General features: G+C 68.7%; 17 protein-coding genes and 1 tRNA gene. 7 read left to right on the top strand and 11 right to left on the bottom strand.

Annotated features, from left to right (window positions below):
• Positions 1-2 precede the first annotated feature (2 nt).
• The 5 genes from ACS5Q7_RS18630 (at position 3) to ACS5Q7_RS18650 (ending at position 5,832) form a co-directional block, all read left to right on the top strand.
• Positions 3-608, top strand: coding sequence for an SOUL family heme-binding protein (locus tag ACS5Q7_RS18630; RefSeq protein ID WP_478340752.1), 606 nt, complete (start codon positions 3-5; stop codon positions 606-608).
• A gap of 396 nt (positions 609-1,004) precedes the next feature.
• Positions 1,005-2,042, top strand: a complete 1,038-nt coding sequence (locus ACS5Q7_RS18635) for an HD-GYP domain-containing protein (RefSeq protein ID WP_478340753.1) — start codon at positions 1,005-1,007, stop codon at positions 2,040-2,042.
• 22 nt (positions 2,043-2,064) lie between these two features.
• Positions 2,065-4,398 (top strand): ATP-binding protein, encoded by a 2,334-nt coding sequence (locus ACS5Q7_RS18640; protein WP_478340754.1) that lies wholly within the window; start codon positions 2,065-2,067, stop codon positions 4,396-4,398.
• An 8-nt stretch (positions 4,399-4,406) separates the two neighbouring features.
• Positions 4,407-5,165 (top strand): DJ-1/PfpI family protein, encoded by a 759-nt coding sequence (locus ACS5Q7_RS18645; RefSeq protein ID WP_478340755.1) that lies wholly within the window; start codon positions 4,407-4,409, stop codon positions 5,163-5,165.
• 88 nt (positions 5,166-5,253) lie between these two features.
• Entirely contained in the window at positions 5,254-5,832 is a 579-nt protein-coding gene (locus ACS5Q7_RS18650; protein WP_478340756.1) for a glutathione peroxidase, read from the top strand.
• Positions 5,833-5,910: 78 nt separating this feature from the next.
• Here the strand turns inward: ACS5Q7_RS18650 and ACS5Q7_RS18655 are convergent.
• From ACS5Q7_RS18655 to ACS5Q7_RS18670, 4 genes are all read right to left on the bottom strand, one after another.
• Positions 5,911-5,984, bottom strand: a tRNA-Gln gene (locus ACS5Q7_RS18655).
• A gap of 141 nt (positions 5,985-6,125) precedes the next feature.
• Positions 6,126-6,359, bottom strand: a complete 234-nt coding sequence (locus tag ACS5Q7_RS18660) for a hypothetical protein (RefSeq protein ID WP_478340757.1) — start codon at positions 6,357-6,359, stop codon at positions 6,126-6,128.
• A gap of 21 nt (positions 6,360-6,380) precedes the next feature.
• Complete coding sequence (locus ACS5Q7_RS18665) at positions 6,381-9,620, bottom strand: hybrid sensor histidine kinase/response regulator (RefSeq protein ID WP_478340758.1); 3,240 nt, start codon at positions 9,618-9,620, stop codon at positions 6,381-6,383.
• Positions 9,621-9,787: 167 nt separating this feature from the next.
• Positions 9,788-10,798, bottom strand: a complete 1,011-nt coding sequence (locus ACS5Q7_RS18670) for a YeiH family protein (RefSeq protein ID WP_478340834.1) — start codon at positions 10,796-10,798, stop codon at positions 9,788-9,790.
• Between the two features lie 198 nt (positions 10,799-10,996).
• Here ACS5Q7_RS18670 and ACS5Q7_RS18675 point away from each other — a divergent pair, with 198 nt between their 5' ends.
• Both ACS5Q7_RS18675 and ACS5Q7_RS18680 read left to right on the top strand, forming a co-directional pair.
• Complete coding sequence (locus tag ACS5Q7_RS18675; protein WP_478340759.1) at positions 10,997-11,248, top strand: hypothetical protein; 252 nt, start codon at positions 10,997-10,999, stop codon at positions 11,246-11,248.
• A 70-nt stretch (positions 11,249-11,318) separates the two neighbouring features.
• The gene (locus ACS5Q7_RS18680; RefSeq protein ID WP_478340760.1) at positions 11,319-11,969 is read left to right on the top strand and encodes an SOS response-associated peptidase; all 651 of its coding nucleotides are present in this window, start codon (positions 11,319-11,321) and stop codon (positions 11,967-11,969) included.
• 95 nt (positions 11,970-12,064) lie between these two features.
• On the opposite strand, the gene ACS5Q7_RS18685 is transcribed toward ACS5Q7_RS18680, so the two are convergent.
• The 7 genes from ACS5Q7_RS18685 to ACS5Q7_RS18715 all read right to left on the bottom strand — a co-directional run bounded on the left by ACS5Q7_RS18685 (position 12,065) and on the right by ACS5Q7_RS18715 (position 17,843).
• Positions 12,065-12,484 carry a Ros/MucR family transcriptional regulator gene (locus ACS5Q7_RS18685; protein WP_478340761.1) on the bottom strand — a complete coding sequence of 140 codons (420 nt, stop codon included), beginning with the start codon at positions 12,482-12,484 and terminating at the stop codon, positions 12,065-12,067.
• 143 nt (positions 12,485-12,627) lie between these two features.
• Positions 12,628-13,116, bottom strand: a complete 489-nt coding sequence (locus ACS5Q7_RS18690; protein WP_478340762.1) for a hypothetical protein — start codon at positions 13,114-13,116, stop codon at positions 12,628-12,630.
• 924 nt (positions 13,117-14,040) lie between these two features.
• On the bottom strand, positions 14,041-14,502 hold the full coding sequence (locus ACS5Q7_RS18695; RefSeq protein WP_478340763.1) for a YidB family protein: 462 nt from the start codon (positions 14,500-14,502) through the stop codon (positions 14,041-14,043).
• 70 nt (positions 14,503-14,572) lie between these two features.
• Positions 14,573-14,773 (bottom strand): CsbD family protein, encoded by a 201-nt coding sequence (locus tag ACS5Q7_RS18700; RefSeq protein ID WP_478340764.1) that lies wholly within the window; start codon positions 14,771-14,773, stop codon positions 14,573-14,575.
• Between the two features lie 84 nt (positions 14,774-14,857).
• Positions 14,858-15,778, bottom strand: a complete 921-nt coding sequence (locus ACS5Q7_RS18705; RefSeq protein ID WP_478340765.1) for a PhnA-like protein — start codon at positions 15,776-15,778, stop codon at positions 14,858-14,860.
• Between the two features lie 46 nt (positions 15,779-15,824).
• On the bottom strand, positions 15,825-16,172 hold the full coding sequence (locus ACS5Q7_RS18710; protein ID WP_478340766.1) for a CsbD family protein: 348 nt from the start codon (positions 16,170-16,172) through the stop codon (positions 15,825-15,827).
• 210 nt (positions 16,173-16,382) lie between these two features.
• Positions 16,383-17,843: a PAS domain S-box protein gene (locus ACS5Q7_RS18715; RefSeq protein ID WP_478340767.1), complete on the bottom strand. Its 1,461-nt coding sequence runs from the start codon at positions 17,841-17,843 to the stop codon at positions 16,383-16,385.
• Positions 17,844-17,937 lie beyond the last annotated feature (94 nt).

Here is a 17,937-nt window from a genome sequence, read left to right on the forward strand (position 1 = left end):
CTATGGACAAGATCCTGTATTACCTCATCACGCTGCTCGAATCGGTGTTGGGCGTCTTCGGGATACGCACGCTCTACGAGCAGCCGCGCTATGCCGTGGTCGAGCGCCTGGACCGGGGCGTCGAGATCCGCGCCTACGAAGGGCGGCTCGCCGTCGAGACGGATTCGCGCGGCCAGGGCGACGGCGAGGCCTTCGGCCGGCTGTTCCGCTACATCACCGGCGCCAACCGCGCGGGCGGCCTCATCGCCATGACCGCGCCGGTCGAGGCCGGCGGGCAGCGGATCGCGATGACGGTGCCGGTGGAGCAGGGACAAGGAGGCACGATGCGCTTCTTCCTGCCGCGCGCGGTCGCCGAGGCCGGCGCGCCGGAGCCGACGGAGAAGGGCGTCCGCTTGGTGAAGGTGCCCCCGGAGCGGATCGCGGCCCTGCGCTTCAGCGGCAGCCTCTCACCGGAGGCTCGGGACAGGCAGGAACGCATCCTGACCGACGTCCTGACCAGATCCAATTATAGGTTGGAAGGCGCGGCGTTCTTCATGGGCTACGATCCGCCCTTCTCGATCCCATTCCTCCGGCGGAATGAAGTGGCCGCTCGGATCGACGCATCCTGACGTTGTTTGATGGCCTGTCAAATCGTCACACTTCGGTCGAGCGGCCTTGCGAAGGACGCTTGCTTGATCAGCTCTCTCTCGCTTTCATTTCGACGAAACTTCATCAACCAAACACCTTCACGGGACTACACGGTACGGGGTCCTCAGAGCTGCTATTAACCCGCCCCCCACACATTCGTGCGACTGTTTTCGGAAAGGGTCGAGCGGGGACGCGCGTAGAATGGTGGGGGCCGAAGATGACGCGTCGCCTCTCCCCCCGGCCGTGATCCACCGGACGGCTTCCCGCCTCCTTGGCCTCGCGCCGACCTTCGCTCCTGCGTCTCGAATTTCGTGCGGCCTCGATGATGCCCGTCTCGTGGCCCGGCGCTCGCAGCGGATCGACGTGGTGATCTCGCAATGACGCTGGCGCTCATCATCGACGATTCCGAGATGAACAACCTGCTGATGGTGCAGGCGCTGAAGCCCGTGGCCGAGTGCGAGCCGGTCTCCTTCACCTGTCCGAAGGCCGGGCTTGCCTTCCTGCAGGAGAATGTCGAGCGGATCGGGGTCGTCGTCACGGATTACGACATGCCGGGTTTGACCGGCCTCGACGTCATCGCCGCCGCGCGGGCGGTGCCGGGCTTCGCGCATGTGCCCATCGTCATGGTGACGAGCATGGACCAGCGCAGCCTGCGCCATCAGGCCCTGCGCGCGGGCGCGACCGACTTCCTCGGCAAGCCCTGCGATCCGGTGGAGATCCAGGCGCGCATCACCAACCTGATGAAGATCAGCGCCGCCCATCGCCAGGAGCAGGACCGTGCCGCCTGGCTCGCGCGCGAGGTGACGGCGGCGGTCGCGGTGATCGAGGACCGCGAGCGCGAGATCATCGCCCTCCTCATGCGGGCCGCCGAGCATCGCGACACCGACACGGGCGACCACGTCGCCCGTGTCGCCTCCTATGTCGGCATTATCGCCGGAAACCTCGGCTTCGATCCGGCCACGCTGCGGATGCTGAAGCTCGCCTCCACCATGCACGATGTCGGCAAGATCGGCGTGCCGGATTCGATCCTGTTGAAGGATGGTCCGCTCTCCGGCGACGAGCGCGCCGAGATGCAGAAACATGCCGAGCGCGGGCGCCGGATCCTGGAGGGCAGCAATTCCGATCTCGTGCGGCTGGCCGCCGAGATCGCCGCGAGCCACCACGAGCGCTGGGACGGCACGGGCTACCCACAGGGGCTCGAAGGCGAGGCGATCCCGCTCTCCGGCCGCATCGTGGCGGTGGCGGATGTGTTCGACGCCCTGGTCTCCGACCGTCCGTACAAGAAGGCCTGGCCGCTGGAGCGCGCGCGGGCCTTCATCGCCGATCAGGCCGGATTGCATTTCGATCCGCAATGCGTCGCGGCCTTCCTCGCCGGCTGGGGCGACATCGAGCAGACCTGGACCGAGGCCGCCTGATACCGACGAACGGGAGCGCAGCGTGCAACACGCATGGTTGAGGCCGGGCCGCTCCATCGCGGGCCGGATCGCCCTGGTCGTCACGGGCGCCGTCACGGCGGCCCTGATCCTGGCCGCCTCCCTGTCCGTCTGGCGTGAGATCGACCGCTCCACGGCCGAGCAGCGCGAGCACCTCGACACCATCGCGCAGGTCTTCGCCTACGGGAGCGCGCAGGCCGCCGCCAGCGGCGATCAGGATTCCCTGAACGCCACCCTGCGCGCCATCGGCAAGATGCCGTTCATCAGTTACGGCGCGGTCATCGGGCGGGACGGCACGATCCTCGGGGAGCAGGGCCTGAGCCTGCGCCTGAACAGGGATGTCGCCCTGGACGGCCAGGACGCGTCGATGTGGGGCATCCTCGGCACGAGCACCCTGCGGGGCGAAGCGCCGATCCGGGAGAACGGCGTCGAGATCGGCCGGGTGCTGCTCATCCGCGAGACCGAATTCGTCACGGCGCGGGTATGGGAGACCGCGAGAAACGCAGGTCTTGCGGCCTTGCTCGCCATCGCGATCGGCATCGGCGTGTCCCTGCAATTGCAGCGCAGCGTCATGCGCCCCCTGGCTCTTCTGGCCGGCACCATGGACGCCGTGCGCCTGCGCAACGACTACACCCGGCGTGCACCGGTGACGGGCGACGACGAGGTCAGCCGGTTGGCGCGGACCTTCAACGATCTCCTCTCGGCCGTGAACGAGCGCGATGATCGCCTCGCCGCCCACAGCGCGCATCTCGAACGGGAAGTGGAAGCCCGCACCGTCGACCTGAGCGAGGCCAAGCAGGCGGCCGAAGCGGCCAACGCGACCAAATCCACCTTCCTGGCGACGATGAGCCACGAGATCCGCACCCCTATGAACGGCGTGCTGGTGATGGCCGAGTTGCTCGCCGGGTCCGACTTGCCTCCGCGCCAGCGCCGCTACGCCGACGTCATCGCCCGCTCCGGCAAGTCGCTGCTGGCGATCCTCAACGACATCCTCGACTTCGCGAAGGTCGAGGCCGGAAAGCTCGAACTCGAAAGCGTCCCCGTGAGCTCCACCGAAGTGGCGGACACGGTCGTCACCCTGTTCGCCGAGCGCGCCCGGGCGGCCGGCATCGGGCTGACATCGGAGATCGCGCCCGACGTGCCGGCCGCCTTCCTCGGCGATCCCGTCCGCATCGGGCAGGTGGCGAGCAACTTCGTCTCCAACGCCCTGAAATTCACGGCGAAGGGGCAGGTGTCGTTCCGCATGGCGATCGACCCAGCCGACGGCTTCCTCGTCCTCTCCGTCACCGATACCGGCATCGGCATCCCGCAGGACAAGCTCGGCGCGATCTTCTCGGCCTTCTCGCAGGCCGACCAATCGACCACCCGCCGCTTCGGCGGCACCGGGCTCGGGCTCTCCATCGCCCAGCGCATCGTGGAAACGATGGGCGGCAGCGTCGGCGTCGAGAGCGAGATGGGCGTGGGCTCGACCTTCTTCGCGCGCTGGCCCATCGAGGCGGTGGAGGCGGCCCGCATCGTCGCCGGCAAGCCGGCCGCGACGGCCCTGCCGCGCTTCCCCGGCGCCCGCGTGCTGGTCGCGGACGACAGCGCGGTCAACCGCGAGGTCGCGGTGGAAGCCCTGTCCCGATGCGGCGTCACCGATGTTGTGACCGTCGAGGATGGGCGCGCTGCGGTCGAGGCCGCTGCGGCGAGCGTGTTCGACATCGTCCTGATGGACGGCAGCATGCCGGTGATGGACGGCTTCACCGCCTCCCGGACCATCCGCGCCCACGAGGCGAAAGCCGGCCTCCGGCGCACGCCGATCATCGCCCTGACGGCCCATGTGCTGGCCGATGCCGCCGACGCGGCGCAGGCGGCCGACATGGACGGGATCCTGCCCAAGCCTTTCACCCTGGCGCAGCTCGCGAACCTGCTCCAGCAGCATGTGACCGGCGAAGCGCCCGCTGCAATCCTCGAAGCGCCCGTGCCTCAGGCCGCACCGAAAGGGCTCCTCGATGCCGAGGTGATCGAGGCGCTTCTCAGCCTCGGAGACGGGGCCTTCCTCGGCCGCGTGGTGGATCTCTACCGCGAGCAGGCCCCCGCCGCGCTGTCGGCCCTGCGGGAGGCCGTCGCTGCGGCGGACCAGCCTGCCATCGCCAGGGCCGCGCACAGCCTGAAATCCATGAGCGCCAATATCGGTGCGCTTAGCCTCGTCGGGCGCCTGAAACCCATCGAGACGTCCGCGCGGGACGGCGCCTCGACCTGCACTTCGGGCGATTGTGACGCCCTGGACTCCCTGCTCAAAGCCACCATCCTCCTCCTCGACCGGCAGACGGCGGAGGGCCGGGCTGCGGCGTAGAGGTTGCCATGGATCGGTTCCCCAGCCGGCGCGAGATCGGCGCGGCGGCTCTGGCCGCAAGCCTCCTCGCACCGCGATCCGCACGGGCCGAGACGAAGCCCATCCGGATCGCGATGCTGCTCTACCCCGGAATGACGGCCCTCGACCTCGTCGGGCCGCAGGAGTTGCTGGCCGGTCTCGCGCCGGGCAGCCTGTCCCTGGTCGCGCCGGCAAAGGGGCCGGTGACGAGCGACACCGGCCTCGCCGTCGTGGCCGATACCGATTTCGACGGCTGCCCGAGGGATCTCGACGTCCTGTTCGTGCCCGGCGGCGACGGGACGCCCGCGCAGATGCGCGACGCGGCGACCCTCGCCTTCCTGCGCGACCGCGCCTCCCGCGCGACATGGGTGACGAGCGTCTGTACCGGTTCGCTGATCCTGGGCGCGGCGGGGCTGCTGACGGGCTACCGCGCCACGAGCCATTGGAGCGTGCGCGACGCCGTGCTGCCGCTGCTGGGCGCGATCCCCGTGGCCGAGCGGGTGGTGTTCGACCGCAACCGCGTGACGGCGGCGGGCATCTCGGCGGGGCTCGATTTCGCGCTGGCCCTCTCGGCCCGGCTTCGGGGCGAGGATTACGCGCGGACCTCCCAGCTCGTGGCCGAATACGCGCCGCAGCCGCCGTTCGATGCCGGCAGCCCATCCTCAGCCGGCCCGGCGATCACGGCGCAGGCCGATGCGATCCTGCATTATTTGGTCGCCGGCTCGCTCGCGGCGGCTAAGGCCCGGTGACGACCGGTCGCGGGTTCTGGCCTGTGACGACGGATCGCCTACATCCGCGGACTTGCGCATTGTGCCCCAAACCACCGGGAGTCCTGCCATGCCGTCGTCATCCATCGGAACGGTCCCGCGCCGTCAGGCGCTTCTGCTGGTCGGCGCCGCCATGGCGGGCGGTCTCGGCCACGCCCAGGCCGGCGAGACCCGCGCCGGCGCGTTCTCCTTCGAGAAACCGGAGGGCGGCGTGCTCGCCCTGTCGGACTTCGCCGACAAGCCGATCCTCGTGGTCAACACCGCCACGGCCTGCGGCTATGCCGGGCAGTTCGTGGGGCTCCAGAGCCTCTGGGCCCGGTTCGGCTCGCGGGGTCTGATGGTGATCGCGGTGCCCTCGCCGGATTTCGGCAACCAGGAACCGCTCGATGGCGTCGCCATCGCGGAGGCCGCCCGCAAGAACCACGGCGTCACCTTCCCGGTCGTTTCGAAGGTGCATGTGAAAGGCCCGGCGGCCCACCCCTTCTACCGGTGGGCCGCGACCGAGAAACCGGGCTCATCACCGGGCTGGAACTTCCACAAGTATCTCGTCGCCCGCGACGGCACGCTGCTTGCGGCCTTCCCGCATACGGTCGACCCAGCCGACCCGCGCATTATCACGGCCATCGCCAGCCAATTGCCGGCGGCCTGAAGCCAGACACGACGAAAGCCCCGGCCGCAGGATGACTGCGGTTGAGGCTATGTCGACGTCAGATTGTCAGAAAAGAGGTGGCTGGGGGACCTGGATTCGAACCAGGACTAGAGGAGTCAGAGTCCACCGTTCTACCGTTAAACTATCCCCCAATGAGCCATCTTGGCGGCTCAATCTCCCGTTCACATGAGCGGACGGGAGAGGTGCCCGGGTGTTGCCGTCGGGATGCCGTCAGATAGGGGGAAAGGCCGGACGGGTCAACTGTCCCGGCGGGCCTTTCTGCGGCCGGTGCCTTATCGGCCCATGCTGGCCCAGAGCAGGGCCAGGATCGCCGCGCCGATCAGGTTGTAGGCCGCCGCCCAGAGCCAGACGCCCTTGAACACCTTCGTCGGGATGCGCGGACGGTGAGCGCCGGTGCGATAACGGTGGCGATCCTCCGGCGTCGGCCAGATGGCGCCCTTCGGCCCCTGGAGGTGTCGAGTCAGGCTTTCGGGCAGGCGGGGCTCGTCTCGGTCCGGCCGTTCCATCCTCCGCCTCCCGCCCCCGTCCTATCCCGGACCGCGCCTGCGCAGGCGCCCGCTCAGCGCGACCTTCCGGAACGCCCCCGCCACCTGCTCGGCGGAATAGGGTTTGCGCACCAGATCGAACCCGTGATCGTCCTCGCGCGCCAGCACGTCGCTGTAGCCGGAGGTCAGGATCACCGGCAGGTCCGGATGGCTGACCCGCAGCCGCTTGGCGAGCTCGATCCCGCCCATGCCCGGCATCACCACGTCGGAGAACACGGCCTCGAACCGGAACGGCACCCGCTCGAGTTCGGCCAGGGCCTCCTCGGCGTTGTGCGCCCAGACGGTCGAGTGGCCGAGATCTTCCAGGATCTGGGTGCAGAAGCGCCCGACCTCAAGGTTGTCCTCGACCACGAGCACGCAGAGGCTGCGTTCCTCCGGCTCCAGTGCGTCGATCTGCTCCTCGAGTTGCGGGGCGGCGGCGGCCTCCGCTTCGGGAAGGTAGAGGGTGAAGACCGTGCCGCGCCCGAGCGCGCTCGACACGTCCACGTCGCCGCCGGATTGCTTGGCGAAGCCGATCACCTGGCTGAGGCCCAGCCCCGTGCCGCGCCCGACCTCCTTCGTGGTGAAGAACGGCTCGAAGATGCGGGCAAGGTTCTCCTGCGGAATGCCGCAGCCCTCGTCGATCACCGACACGGCGACGAAGGGGCCGGCCGCGCCGGCATGGCCGCGGATCGCCGGCAGGTACTGCCCGCGCCCGACGCGGATCACCATCTCGCCCTCGCCGCGCATGGCATCGCGGGCGTTCACCGCCATGTTCACGAGGGCCGTCTCGAACTGGCTGGCATCGGCGCGGACGTGGCAGCGCGCGTCGGGCTGCTCGGTCCGTACCCGGATACGGGCGCCCGTGACCGAGTTGAGCATGTCCGCAACCTCATCGAGGCGTGCGCCGACATCGAACACCTCGGGCCTCAAGGCCTGCCGCCGGGCGAAGGCCAAAAGTTGCCCGGTGAGCTTGGCGGCCCGGTCCACCGTGTCCGACATCGCGTCCATGTAGCGGACGCGCCGCTCCTCCGGCAGGTTCGGCCTGCGGAGGAAATCGACGGACGAGCGGATGATCGTCAGCAGGTTGTTGAAGTCGTGGGCGACGCCACCGGTCAACTGGCCGACCGCCTCCATCTTCTGCGCCTGCCGCAGGGCATCCTCGGCATGGGCCAGGGCCTCGGCCTGCTCCTTCATCACGGTGACGTCGCGCACCGTCGAATAGATCTTCCCGTCCTTCGAGACGGCGTTCCACGAGAGCCAGCGGTAGCTGCCGTCCCGGTGGCGGTAGCGGTTCTCGAAGGCGAGCTGCGGCGACCCGCGCGCGAGGCCGGCGGCGGCGGAGCGGGTCGTCTCCACATCCTCCGGGTGCACGAATTCGAGGAAGGGGCGCGCGGTCAGCTCCTCGGCGGACCACCCGAGCGTCGCCGCCCAGGCGGGATTGAGGCTGACGATGTAGCCCTCGAAATTCGCGACGCAGAGCAGGTCGGTCGAGGCCTTCCAGATCTGGTCGCGCTCGGCGGTGCGCTCGGCGACCTGTTGTTCCAGCGTCGCGTTCAGGTTGCGCAGGGCCTGCTCGGCGGCGCGCAGCTCCGCGACGTCGGTGTTGGTGGCGAACCAGCGCTCGATGGTGCCGTCCGCGTTGCGGATCGGCACCATGCGCGTGAGGAAGGGGCGGAACGTCCCGTCGCGGCCGCGCAGGGGGAAGGTCATCTCGAACGGCTCGCCCGTCGAGAGCGAGCGGTTCCAGCGGCTCAGCACCTCCGGCAGGATCGCCGGGTCGTGGGCGGCGGTCCACCCCCAGCCGAGGAGCGAGCCGGGCTCCGCGCCGGTGTAATCGTACCAGCGGCGGCTGCACCAATGGACGTGGCCGTCCGCCCGGCTCATCCAGCACAGGATCGGGATGTTGTCGGCCAGCACCTCGAACTCGAAGGCCTGCTCACGCAGGGCCGCGCGCACCCGGTCGCGCTCCTGAACGAGATTGCGGCGCTCATCGAGGTCGATCAGCACGCCGGGGAAGGCGAGGGGCCGTCCGTCCGGCGCGCAATCGACGCGGCCGTTGGCCTCGAGCCAATAGTAGTTCCCGTCGGCGCGACGCACGCGGTACTGGTGCGAGTAGCTGCCGCCCCGGGCGATGACCTCCTCGATGGCCGCCGCGAGGGCCGGCTTGTCGTCGGGGTGAACGGTGTCGATCACCTGCGCGAGGCTCAGACCGGTGCGGCCCAGAGCCGGGTCGAGGCCGAAGCTGCGCGCGAAGCCCTCGTCCACGGTGAAACGGTCGACGGTGAGGTCCCAGAACCACGTCCCGATGATCGCACCGGCCGAAAGGGCGATCTGGATGCGGTCGGCGTTCTCGCGCGCCAGCGTCTCGCTCTCGCGAAGCCGGACCTGCTGCGCCACGCGGGCGGTGACGTCGCGGTAGAACAGCGCGAGGCCGTCGCCGACAGGGTAGGCGCGGATGTCGATCCAGGTCACGCGCCCATCCCCGCCCGGGGCGGCGTGCTCCATGGTGAAGGGCTCGCCCTCGCGGAGGGCCTTCAGGTAGGCCTCCTCCAGCACCGGATCCGCGTCCGGGTAGGCCTCGCGGTAGGGCCGCCCGACGATCTCGTCGCGCCCGCGCCCATCCATGCGCAGGCCCTCGGCATTGATGTCCGCGATGTGCATGTCGCGGCCGAGCAGGGCGAAGGCCTCGCCCATGTTGTCGAGCACGTCGTGCGCCCGGTCGCGCTCTGCGCGAAGGGCGTCCTCGAAGTCGCGCTGGCGGCGCTCGGCCTTCACGCGCTCCGTCGTCTCGTTGGTGAGGATGAACAGCCCGGCGATCTTCCCGTCCGCGTCGAGGATGCGCGAATAGGAGAAGCTCCACCACGTCAGCGCGTCGCCGCGATCCGTGTCGAGGGTCCAGGGCAGATCGCTGAAGCGGGTCGAGCGGCCGGCGAAGGCATCGTCGATGATCGGCTTGGCCTGGTCCCAGCCATCCGCCCAGACCTTGTCGAAGCGCTCTCCCATCGCCCACGGGAGGCGCGGGCCGAGCAGCGGAAAGTAGGTCTCGTTGAAGAAGAAGGTGAGGTCCGGCCCCCAGGCGAGGATCATGCTCTCCGGCGAGTTGAGCACGAGGCTGAGCGCCGTGCGCAACTCGGGAGACCAGCTCTCCGGCGGCCCCAGGGGATGGCCGGTCCAGTCCCGCTCGCGAATCATCCGCGCGGCCTCGCCACCCCCGGCGAGGAAGGCGAGGGCGTCACCCACGGAACCCATCCCATGCGGATGGCGACCGCGACGACGGCGAGACGAATGGAGCTGTCGGAAGCCGCGGTTCGGGGCCCATATGCGCGGCTATGACCAAGGCCGGGTCCGCGCGCAAGGGCGCGAAAGCCTCACACGCGGAAAGCGAAGTATCGCAGGCGCCTCGCGTCTCAGGCGATTCCGAGGAACCGGATCAGCGCGAGGCTGATGGCGATGAGCACGGCAAGGGAGCCCGTCACCGCCAGCGTCACCCGGCCGCCGACGCGGGCGAGGACGCGGACATCCACGCCGAGGCCGAGGGCGGCCATGGACAGCACGGTGAGAAAGCCTGCGAGCTGGGTGAGCGGCTTCACCGCCGCGTCGGGGATGAGACCGAGGGAGCGCAGGGAGGCGAGGACGAGGAAGCCGAGGATGAACCACGGCACCAGCTTGGTGAAGCCGAGCCTGCCGCCCTTGCGCGGAGCGGCGCCGCCATCCTCGGCGGGCAGGCGCGGCGCGATGAGCGAGAAGGCGACGACGACCGGGCCGAGCATCAGCACGCGCACCAGCTTCACCAGGGTGCCGACCTGGGTGGCGAGCAGGCTCACCGGCACCGTCGCGGCTAGCACCTGCGGCACGGCGTAGACGGTGAGGCCGGCGAGCACGCCGTACTGGTTGTCGCTCATGCCGGCGAGCGGCACGAAGAGGGGAAGGCCGAGCACCATCAGCACGCCGAGGACGGCGGTGAAGGCGATGGAGGCGGCGATGTCCTTCGGCTCGGCACCGATCACCGGGGCGACGGCGGCGATGGCCGAGTTGCCGCAGATGGCGTTGCCGCAGGCGACGAGGATCGCCATCCGCGCCGGCAGGCCGAGCACGCGGCAGATCCCGTAGCTGGCCGTGATGCCGATGGCGACGGTGCCGACGATGCCGGCGATCAGCGCCGGACCCGAGGCGAGGATCGCCCCGAGGCTCAGCGACGCGCCGAGCAGCGTGACCGCCACTTCGAGCAATTGCTTAGCCGAGAAGGCGATGCCGGTGCGGAAGCGTGCGCCCGGCGTCCAGGCCGTGCGCACGGCGATGCCGAGAAGGATCGCGAGGACCAGCGCCTCGACATACGGGTGGGAGAAGATCCTTTCCTCAATCGCCTGGCCCGACACCGCGATGAGGGTGATCGCGAGACACACCCCGATGCCGGGCATGATCGACGGGGACCGGACGGCCTCGCCCTGCGCGGGCGTCTGCGAGGATGCTTGCGAACTCACGATCTGCCTTCCGACCCCCCGGAAAAGAAAATGGTCGTCTCTCGCCTTCCAGAGAGAAGGACACTCTCTCAAGCGACGCAACTTCGGAAGACGCGTCCATTGCATGAAAGGGGTCCGAGCGCGACATTTCCAATCATGCGCAACACGTCCGCCACGGCGACCTCCCCTTCGGTTGAGACCGCCTACGACCCCTTCGGCGAGCCCGTTACCGAGGGCATCGCGTCCGCCTGCACGAGCAATGCCGGCGACCGCACCGCCCGGCGGATCGGCGGTGCTGTGTTCTGGAGCCTCGCGCTCGCGATCCTCGCGGGCCGCGTCTACGCCTACGACCTGCCGGTCACGCAGACCGTGGTGGCCTACGCGACGCAGCTGGTTTCGATCCACTAGTCAGAACACCTCGTAATTGCGAGCGCAGCGACGCAATGACGTATAGGGTCCCGCCAGCGAGCGGTGGACCATGTGCAATCTCTACAGTCTCGGCCGCCAGGGGCCGGCCGCCCTGCGCGCGTTCTTCGGCGCCGAGCGCGACGAAACCGGCAACATGCCGGAACTGCCGGCGATCTTCCCCGACCAGATGGCGCCGGTCGTGGTTGCGGGGGAGGGCGGCCGGACGCTCACCATGATGCGCTGGGGCATCCCCGGCCCGAAGGCCTTCGGCGAGCGCCCGGTTACGAATGTCCGCAACGTCGCTTCGCCGCATTGGCGGCCCTGGCTGAAGCCGGCCTATCGCTGCCTCGTGCCGGTGACGGCTTTCTCGGAATACGCCGACACCAAGCCGCGCAAGACTCCCGTGTGGTTCGCCTTGAACGACGAGCGCCCACCCTTCGCCTTCGCCGGCATCTGGCGGCCCTGGACGGGGGTGCGCGGCACCAAGGCCGAGAACCCCGACCGGGCAGAGGAGGAGCACCGGCTGTTCTCCTTCCTCACCACGGAGGCGAACGGCGTTGTCGGGCCGGTGCATCCGAAGGCGATGCCCGTGCTGCTGACCAAGCCGGAGGAATGGGCCACCTGGCTCGAAGCCCCCACCGCCGAGGCGATGACGCTTCAGCGCCCGCTGCCCGACGACGAGATGGTCGAGGTGGCGCGCGGGACGCGGAAGGACCCCTGACACCCGCTCACCGGCACCGAAAGACCGCGCCGCCTGGATCGCCGCGCCGACGCTCAGCGCAGCGACGCGATCAGGCGGAACGTTTCACGCCATTGTTACGAGGCGAGGCGCGCGGCGCCCTGGGAGCCGAGGCCATGGGCCTTGGCGAGGCTCGACCGCCTCTCGCTGTAAGCCGCCGCAACCATCGGATAATCGGCGGGGAGGCCGAACCGCTCGCGGTAGCCGTCCGGCGTCAGCCCATTCGCGGTGAGGTGCCGCTTCAGCGTCTTGTACGGCTTGCCGTCGATGAAGCTGATGAGCCGGTCGTGTTGGACCGACTTGCGGATCTGCGCCGCGGTGATCGCGGGGGTGGGCTCCTCCGCGGAGGAAGCCGTGCCCTCGGCAAGGGCCAGCAGGGCTGTGTGCACCTTGGCGATCAGGGCCGGCAGGTCGGTGGTGGCGACGTGGTTGTGCGCGACGTAGGCGACAACGATGTCACTGGCGAAATCAATGTAAGCGGAGCCCTGCTCCATCATGTCCTCGGTCGTAAGTTGTTGTACGGTCGTCCTCCTGCATGATGTGTCAGAGTGCGGCCCGACTCAAGTTAGATTTATTTTGCAGGGACGTTGCTTGGGGACATCTCGGCGGCGCACAATCTACTTCGTGCTTTTGCTCACGTTCAGCAGCCGTTGCAGATGCGCTTGCCTGCAGACTTGCCGCCATTGATCAAGTTCTGCATGGCGGCCTCGCGGTCATAGCCATCGGCCGCAGCGGCCGACGCGGCGATCGAGGCGGCGGCGGGCGTGCTCGGCCCCTCCGCACTCGCGGAACCGGAGGAGATGACCGGCGCATGAGCCCTGAGGTCGCCAGGCTTCAGGGCCTCCCAGCGGTCGCGGGCGTGCGCGGAGGCGCTGAGCGCGGCGATGGGATCGACGCGCCCGGCGCGGGGTTCCCGGATCGGCCCGGTTGGATCACCGGGCATGAGCGCGGCGGCCGGAGCCGCCTCGAAGCCGGAGGGGAGCGCCGCGCCTTGCGCCGCCTCGGGAGCCTGGATCGCGGCGACGGCGATATCCGGCTGCAGCGACGAGTATGTGCCGGGGCTGCTGGGCGAGCGCAGCGAGCAGCCTCCGGCCGCCAGGGCGACGCCGACGACGGCGATAAGCGTCATTCTCATGGCTATGCGCAGGTGCCCCAGAAGGCCAACACTTCTCAGCTTGGCCTTAACACTTCGTTAGGGACCTGAGCAATCGACGGCACCCAGATCATCCCAAGGTCGATGATCCCGATATACGGATTTTCGACCTAGGATTTGGATCTTCGCTGCCGACACCCGAACCCGGGTCGACGCTATAGGGAGCAATTACGTCGGTTGTGAGCCCACCGGGACCGGTTCGTTCGCACCAGAACAGGTACTATTTTACCGGCGGCGAACGATAACCTTGTGGTGGTGAACGGGCAGTATAAGGTAATCAGCGTTTCGTCCGAAGGAGGTATGGCCGTGGGAAGCCCCGAAAGCTCTGCACAGGCTACGCCTCCATCCTCCCGAACACTTCAAAAGATTGCCGACGTTCTCGGCTGCGCGGTCGGTGACTTCGCGGGCGCCCGGGAAGACACGCGACAATCATCGGCAACCGAACTTCTGCAACTTTGGCACCGTCTCCCCGACGATGCGGCTCGTCGCCAGGTTCTGGCTGTCGCGCGTTCCTTGGCAGACAAACGGGCCGTCGAGGGCCAGTGTCGATCCGGGTGAGGCAGGCCCTCTCCCGATGACCATCATTGCCAGCGGAGCGACGCAATCCAGCGCAATGGGACGTTGGTCGAACCGTGGCGGATTGCTTCGCTGTCGCTCGCAATGACGGTTGAGCAGGTGATCGAGATCGGACCGGAACCGCGCTAGAGACGCACCCGAAAGATTGGGTTCAGCCCGCCTTCTCCAGATCGTCACCTCATCCTGAGGTGCGGCGAAGCCGCCTCGAAGGAGGGCTCCAGGGATCGCGCGGTAGGCTGGAGCCCTCCTTCGAGGCCCGCTGACGCGGGCACCTCAGGATGAGGTGACAGGGTTGAAGCCGCCTCGATGTGATCGGTCGCCGCGTTAGACCGGGAGACGGCCGTCCGGCGAGTAGCGGTCGATGGCCGAAGGCAGCTCCCGCGAGAGACGGGACAGCAGCGCCGCGCGGCTCAGCCCAGTCTGGCGCGTCAGGTGATCCAGGGTTTCCGGGCCGATGGCGCGCTCGAGGTCCGCCTCGGGGATGTCGCGGTTCGGACCATGGTTGATCCAGGAATTGGCCGTCTCGCCGTGCCCACCCTTGGTGAAGTGGTCCACCAGCTCACCGAGGCCACTGGCGATCAGCCCGCCTACGCCCGCCGATCCCACGCCGCCGAGGATGCTCGACAGGTTCGAGGGCGCCTGCGTATCGCGGACCGGCGGCACGGGCGACCGGTGCGGCTCGGTCGAATGGCTTCCGAGCCATTCCGAGATCTTGTCGCGGTTCTGGAAGCCCGCCACGGCCAGAAGGCCCAGCAGAGCGGTCATCGAAGGGTATCCCTTGCTCATCCTATGATCCTCGACCGTGAGAATGTGAGCGGACGACGGGGCCGCTCGACCCCGCCGCCCATCCGGCCGCTCAGCGACCGGTGATCTTGTCGGCGATGTTCTTGGCGCCGTCCTTGACGTCGCCGACGGTCTTCTGCGCCTCGCCCTTGAGCTCCTGCGCCTTGCCCTCGGCGACGAGCTTGTCGTTGCCGGTCACGTTGCCGACGCCCTGCTTGACGTTGCCGACGGCCTCGTTGGCCAGACCCTTGAGCTTGTCGGTGGTGCTGCTCATCGTGTGTGCTCCTGCTGCGAGAGGAAGGCCGGGTGCCCCGGCCGATAGAGACCCCCGCCCGAGGGCGGGAGCCGGTGAAGGGGATCAGACGCGACGGGCGTCGTAGGACGAGAGCAGCGTCGCCGGCTTCGGGGCGCCGAAGCGGCCACCGAGGAAGGCGGCGAGGGCGCCGAGCACCAGGGCGATGGCGGCGTAGAAGGCGCCCTGCGTGGCGGCCGACTTCGCGGCCACGGCGGCGGCCTCGGCCTTCTGCTTGGCGGTGGTCACAGCCTGCTCGTACTGCTTCTGGTAGTCGTCGATCTGCGCCTTGGCCTGGTCGGGCGAGATGCCCTGCGCCTTGGCCAACGCGTCGGCGGCGCGGTTCTTGGCCTGCTCCTTCTGGGCCGGATCACCGGTCAGGACGGCCTTCACCGCCGCCACCGCCGCATCCTTGGCGGCCTGCGGATCCTGGCCGGCGGACTGCTCACGGACCTTCTGCTCGATGCCGTCGAGGGGGTTCGAGATCTTCGACAGCGACGGTGCCGCGGCCTGAGCGGCGGTCTGGACGGTGCCGCCGACGAGGTTGCCGGCGCCGCCGAGGGCGCCCGAGACGGTGCTCAGCGTGCCGCCGACGAGGCCGCTGGCGGCGGAGGTCAGCAGGTACAGCACCACGAGGGTGGTGACGGCCCAGGACACGAGGCCGTGCAGGCCGGCGGTGCCCGGCAGCGGCTTGCCGGAGAGGCGGCCGGCGACGAGGCCGCCGATCAGCGAGGCGATGATGCCCGAGGCCACGAACCAGATCCCGGCGCCGGCCGAGACGGTGGAGGCGGCCGGATTGTCGGTGGCATTGACCCCGACGCTGGCGAGACCGACCCCAACGCCGATCAGGTTGATGACGGCCTGTGACACGAGGGCGATGGCGCCGCCGGCGAAGATGGCCCCCCAGGACACTTGGTTGAGCAGGACCGCACGCGTATCCGCGTGGGCCTCCGCGCCGAGGGGGGAAACACTGGTCTGAATGGTCACGCTGTCACTCCGGGTAGTTCGGAAAGTCGAAGGGTGTCGCGGCGGCTCAGTCGCGGGTCGCGTTCACGAGCAGGCCGAGGCCGAAGCCGACGGCGCCGGCGATGAGCAGGGAGGCGAGGGGGTATTCGGCGACCTGATGGCTCACCTCGCGGGAGCCCCGGCGGAGGTAGTGGCCGCCGCGTTCGTAGGCGTCCTCGGCGAAGCCGTAGGCATCGTCGGCGACGTCGCGGACGGTGTCCTTGGCCCGCCCGTAAAGGTTCTCGGCCTGGCCGCCGGCCTCGCGCACGCGGCCCTCGACGGAATCGCGGTGCGATCCGGTGACGTCGCCAATGGCGCCCTGCACCTTGCCGCCGATCTCCTTCGCGGCACCCGTGATCCGATCGGTATCCACCATGTCGATCTCCATGAAAGTGTATTCGGTGCTGCGCCCCGGAATTGGGACGCGTTCGGCCTTCCCGCTCCACGACTTGAGCCGCAGAGCCGAAGACAAACTCATGTTCTTCGCCACGCTCCGCCGCGCTTACAGGCGGCCCACCGTGACTGTTCGGCAGATGTAGACTTCGTCCCGCCGTTCAATGGTAAGAAAATACCGGTAGCGTGAAAATTATGTACCGGAGAGATGCACGGGAAAGCCATTCTCGCGCCCCCACACGACGGCCTCGGTGCGCTTGTGAACGCCGAGCTTGCGGTAGAGGGCAGCGCCGTGATTGCGGACCGTATTGCGCGACAGGCCGAGCTTGCGGGCGATCGCCCCGTCGTCGAGGCCGGAACAGATCAGGTTCAGGATCTGCCGTTCGCGCGCGGTGAGTTCGGGCACGGACGGGTCGAAGTCCGGCCGGCTCGGACGCCGCAGATTGGCGAGCTTCTCGATCAGGCCCCGGCTGAACCAGGACGTGTCGGCCATCACCGTCTCGATGGCCTCGAACAGCTCCCGCTCGGTGTGCTTGCGGTCGGTGATGTCCTGCATCACCAGCAGCACGAAGGTCGTGTCGTTGATCTCGACGCGCTCGGCCGAGACGAGGCAATCGAGGTTCGGGCCGCTCTCGTGCCGCAGGCACACCTCGACGCCGAGGACGTAGCCCTGGCGTTCGAGCGCCGTCTCGAAGTTCAAGCGCTGGGTCTCGTTCACCCAGAGCCCCGCCTCGCTGAGGGAGCGGCCGAGGATGCGGTCTTCGCCGAGGCCGAAGACGCGGCTGAAGGCCTCGTTGATGCTGGTGACGTGCAGATCGTTCGCCCGCGCCAGCACCGTCGGCACGGGGGTCAGGCGGAACGCCTTCGCGAAGCGCTCCTCGCTTTGGCGAAGCGCGGATTCGGCCTTCCGCCGCAATTCGAGGTCGGCGAAGGTGAAGAGCATGCACGGCTCGTCGCCCATCTCGATGGGCTGGCCGGCGACGATGACGAAGCGGTTGCCGCCATCGGGCAGGTCGAGGCACGCCTCCATCTGCGGGACGGTCGCCCCCTCGTTGAGGCGCGAGACGGCGAGGTCGCGATTGCGCGCACCCGCCAGCACGTCGACCTCGTAGACGCTGCGGCCGATCACGGCGTCGCGGGTGTGCCCGGTCATCTCGAGGAAGCCGTGGTTCACCTTGACGTGCCGGAGGTCCGACAGCCGCGTGATCACCGCCGGCGCCGGGTTCGCGGCGAAGGTCTTCTCGAAGCGGTCCTCGGCCTCGAACTGGTCGGTGACGTCCTTGAGGATCAGCGCGAGGCAGCTCGGCTTGCCCTCGTGATCGGTTGCTACGAGGCTTCGCAGGGAATGCACGAAATCGAGATCGGGCTTGTCGGTCCGCGTCACCTCCACGATGACGTCGTGGAAGCGCTCGCCCGCCACCACCCGCTCGATCGGGTAGCTGTCGGGCGCCCGGTTGTTGCGGTAGCGCAAGGCGAATTTCTCGCGGTAGGCGTCGATGGTCGCGCCCAGCTCGTCGAGGCTCTCGGCTCCGTGCATCGCCAGCGCGGCCTCGTTGGCGTAGGCGATGGTCTGGTCGGGCTCGACCAGGATCACGCCCTCGCTGAGGCCGGCGATGATCTGCCGGAGTTCATGCCTGTCGACACCCGTCGTCACGGCTGATCGTGTCCCTTTCCGCATCCGGCTGCCTTTCCGACAGCGGGGCGAAAACGGGTTGCGCACGACCCGGTTCCATTAAATTGTGCTTATT

The sequence above is a fragment of the Methylobacterium sp. Gmos3 genome, from assembly GCF_056430985.1.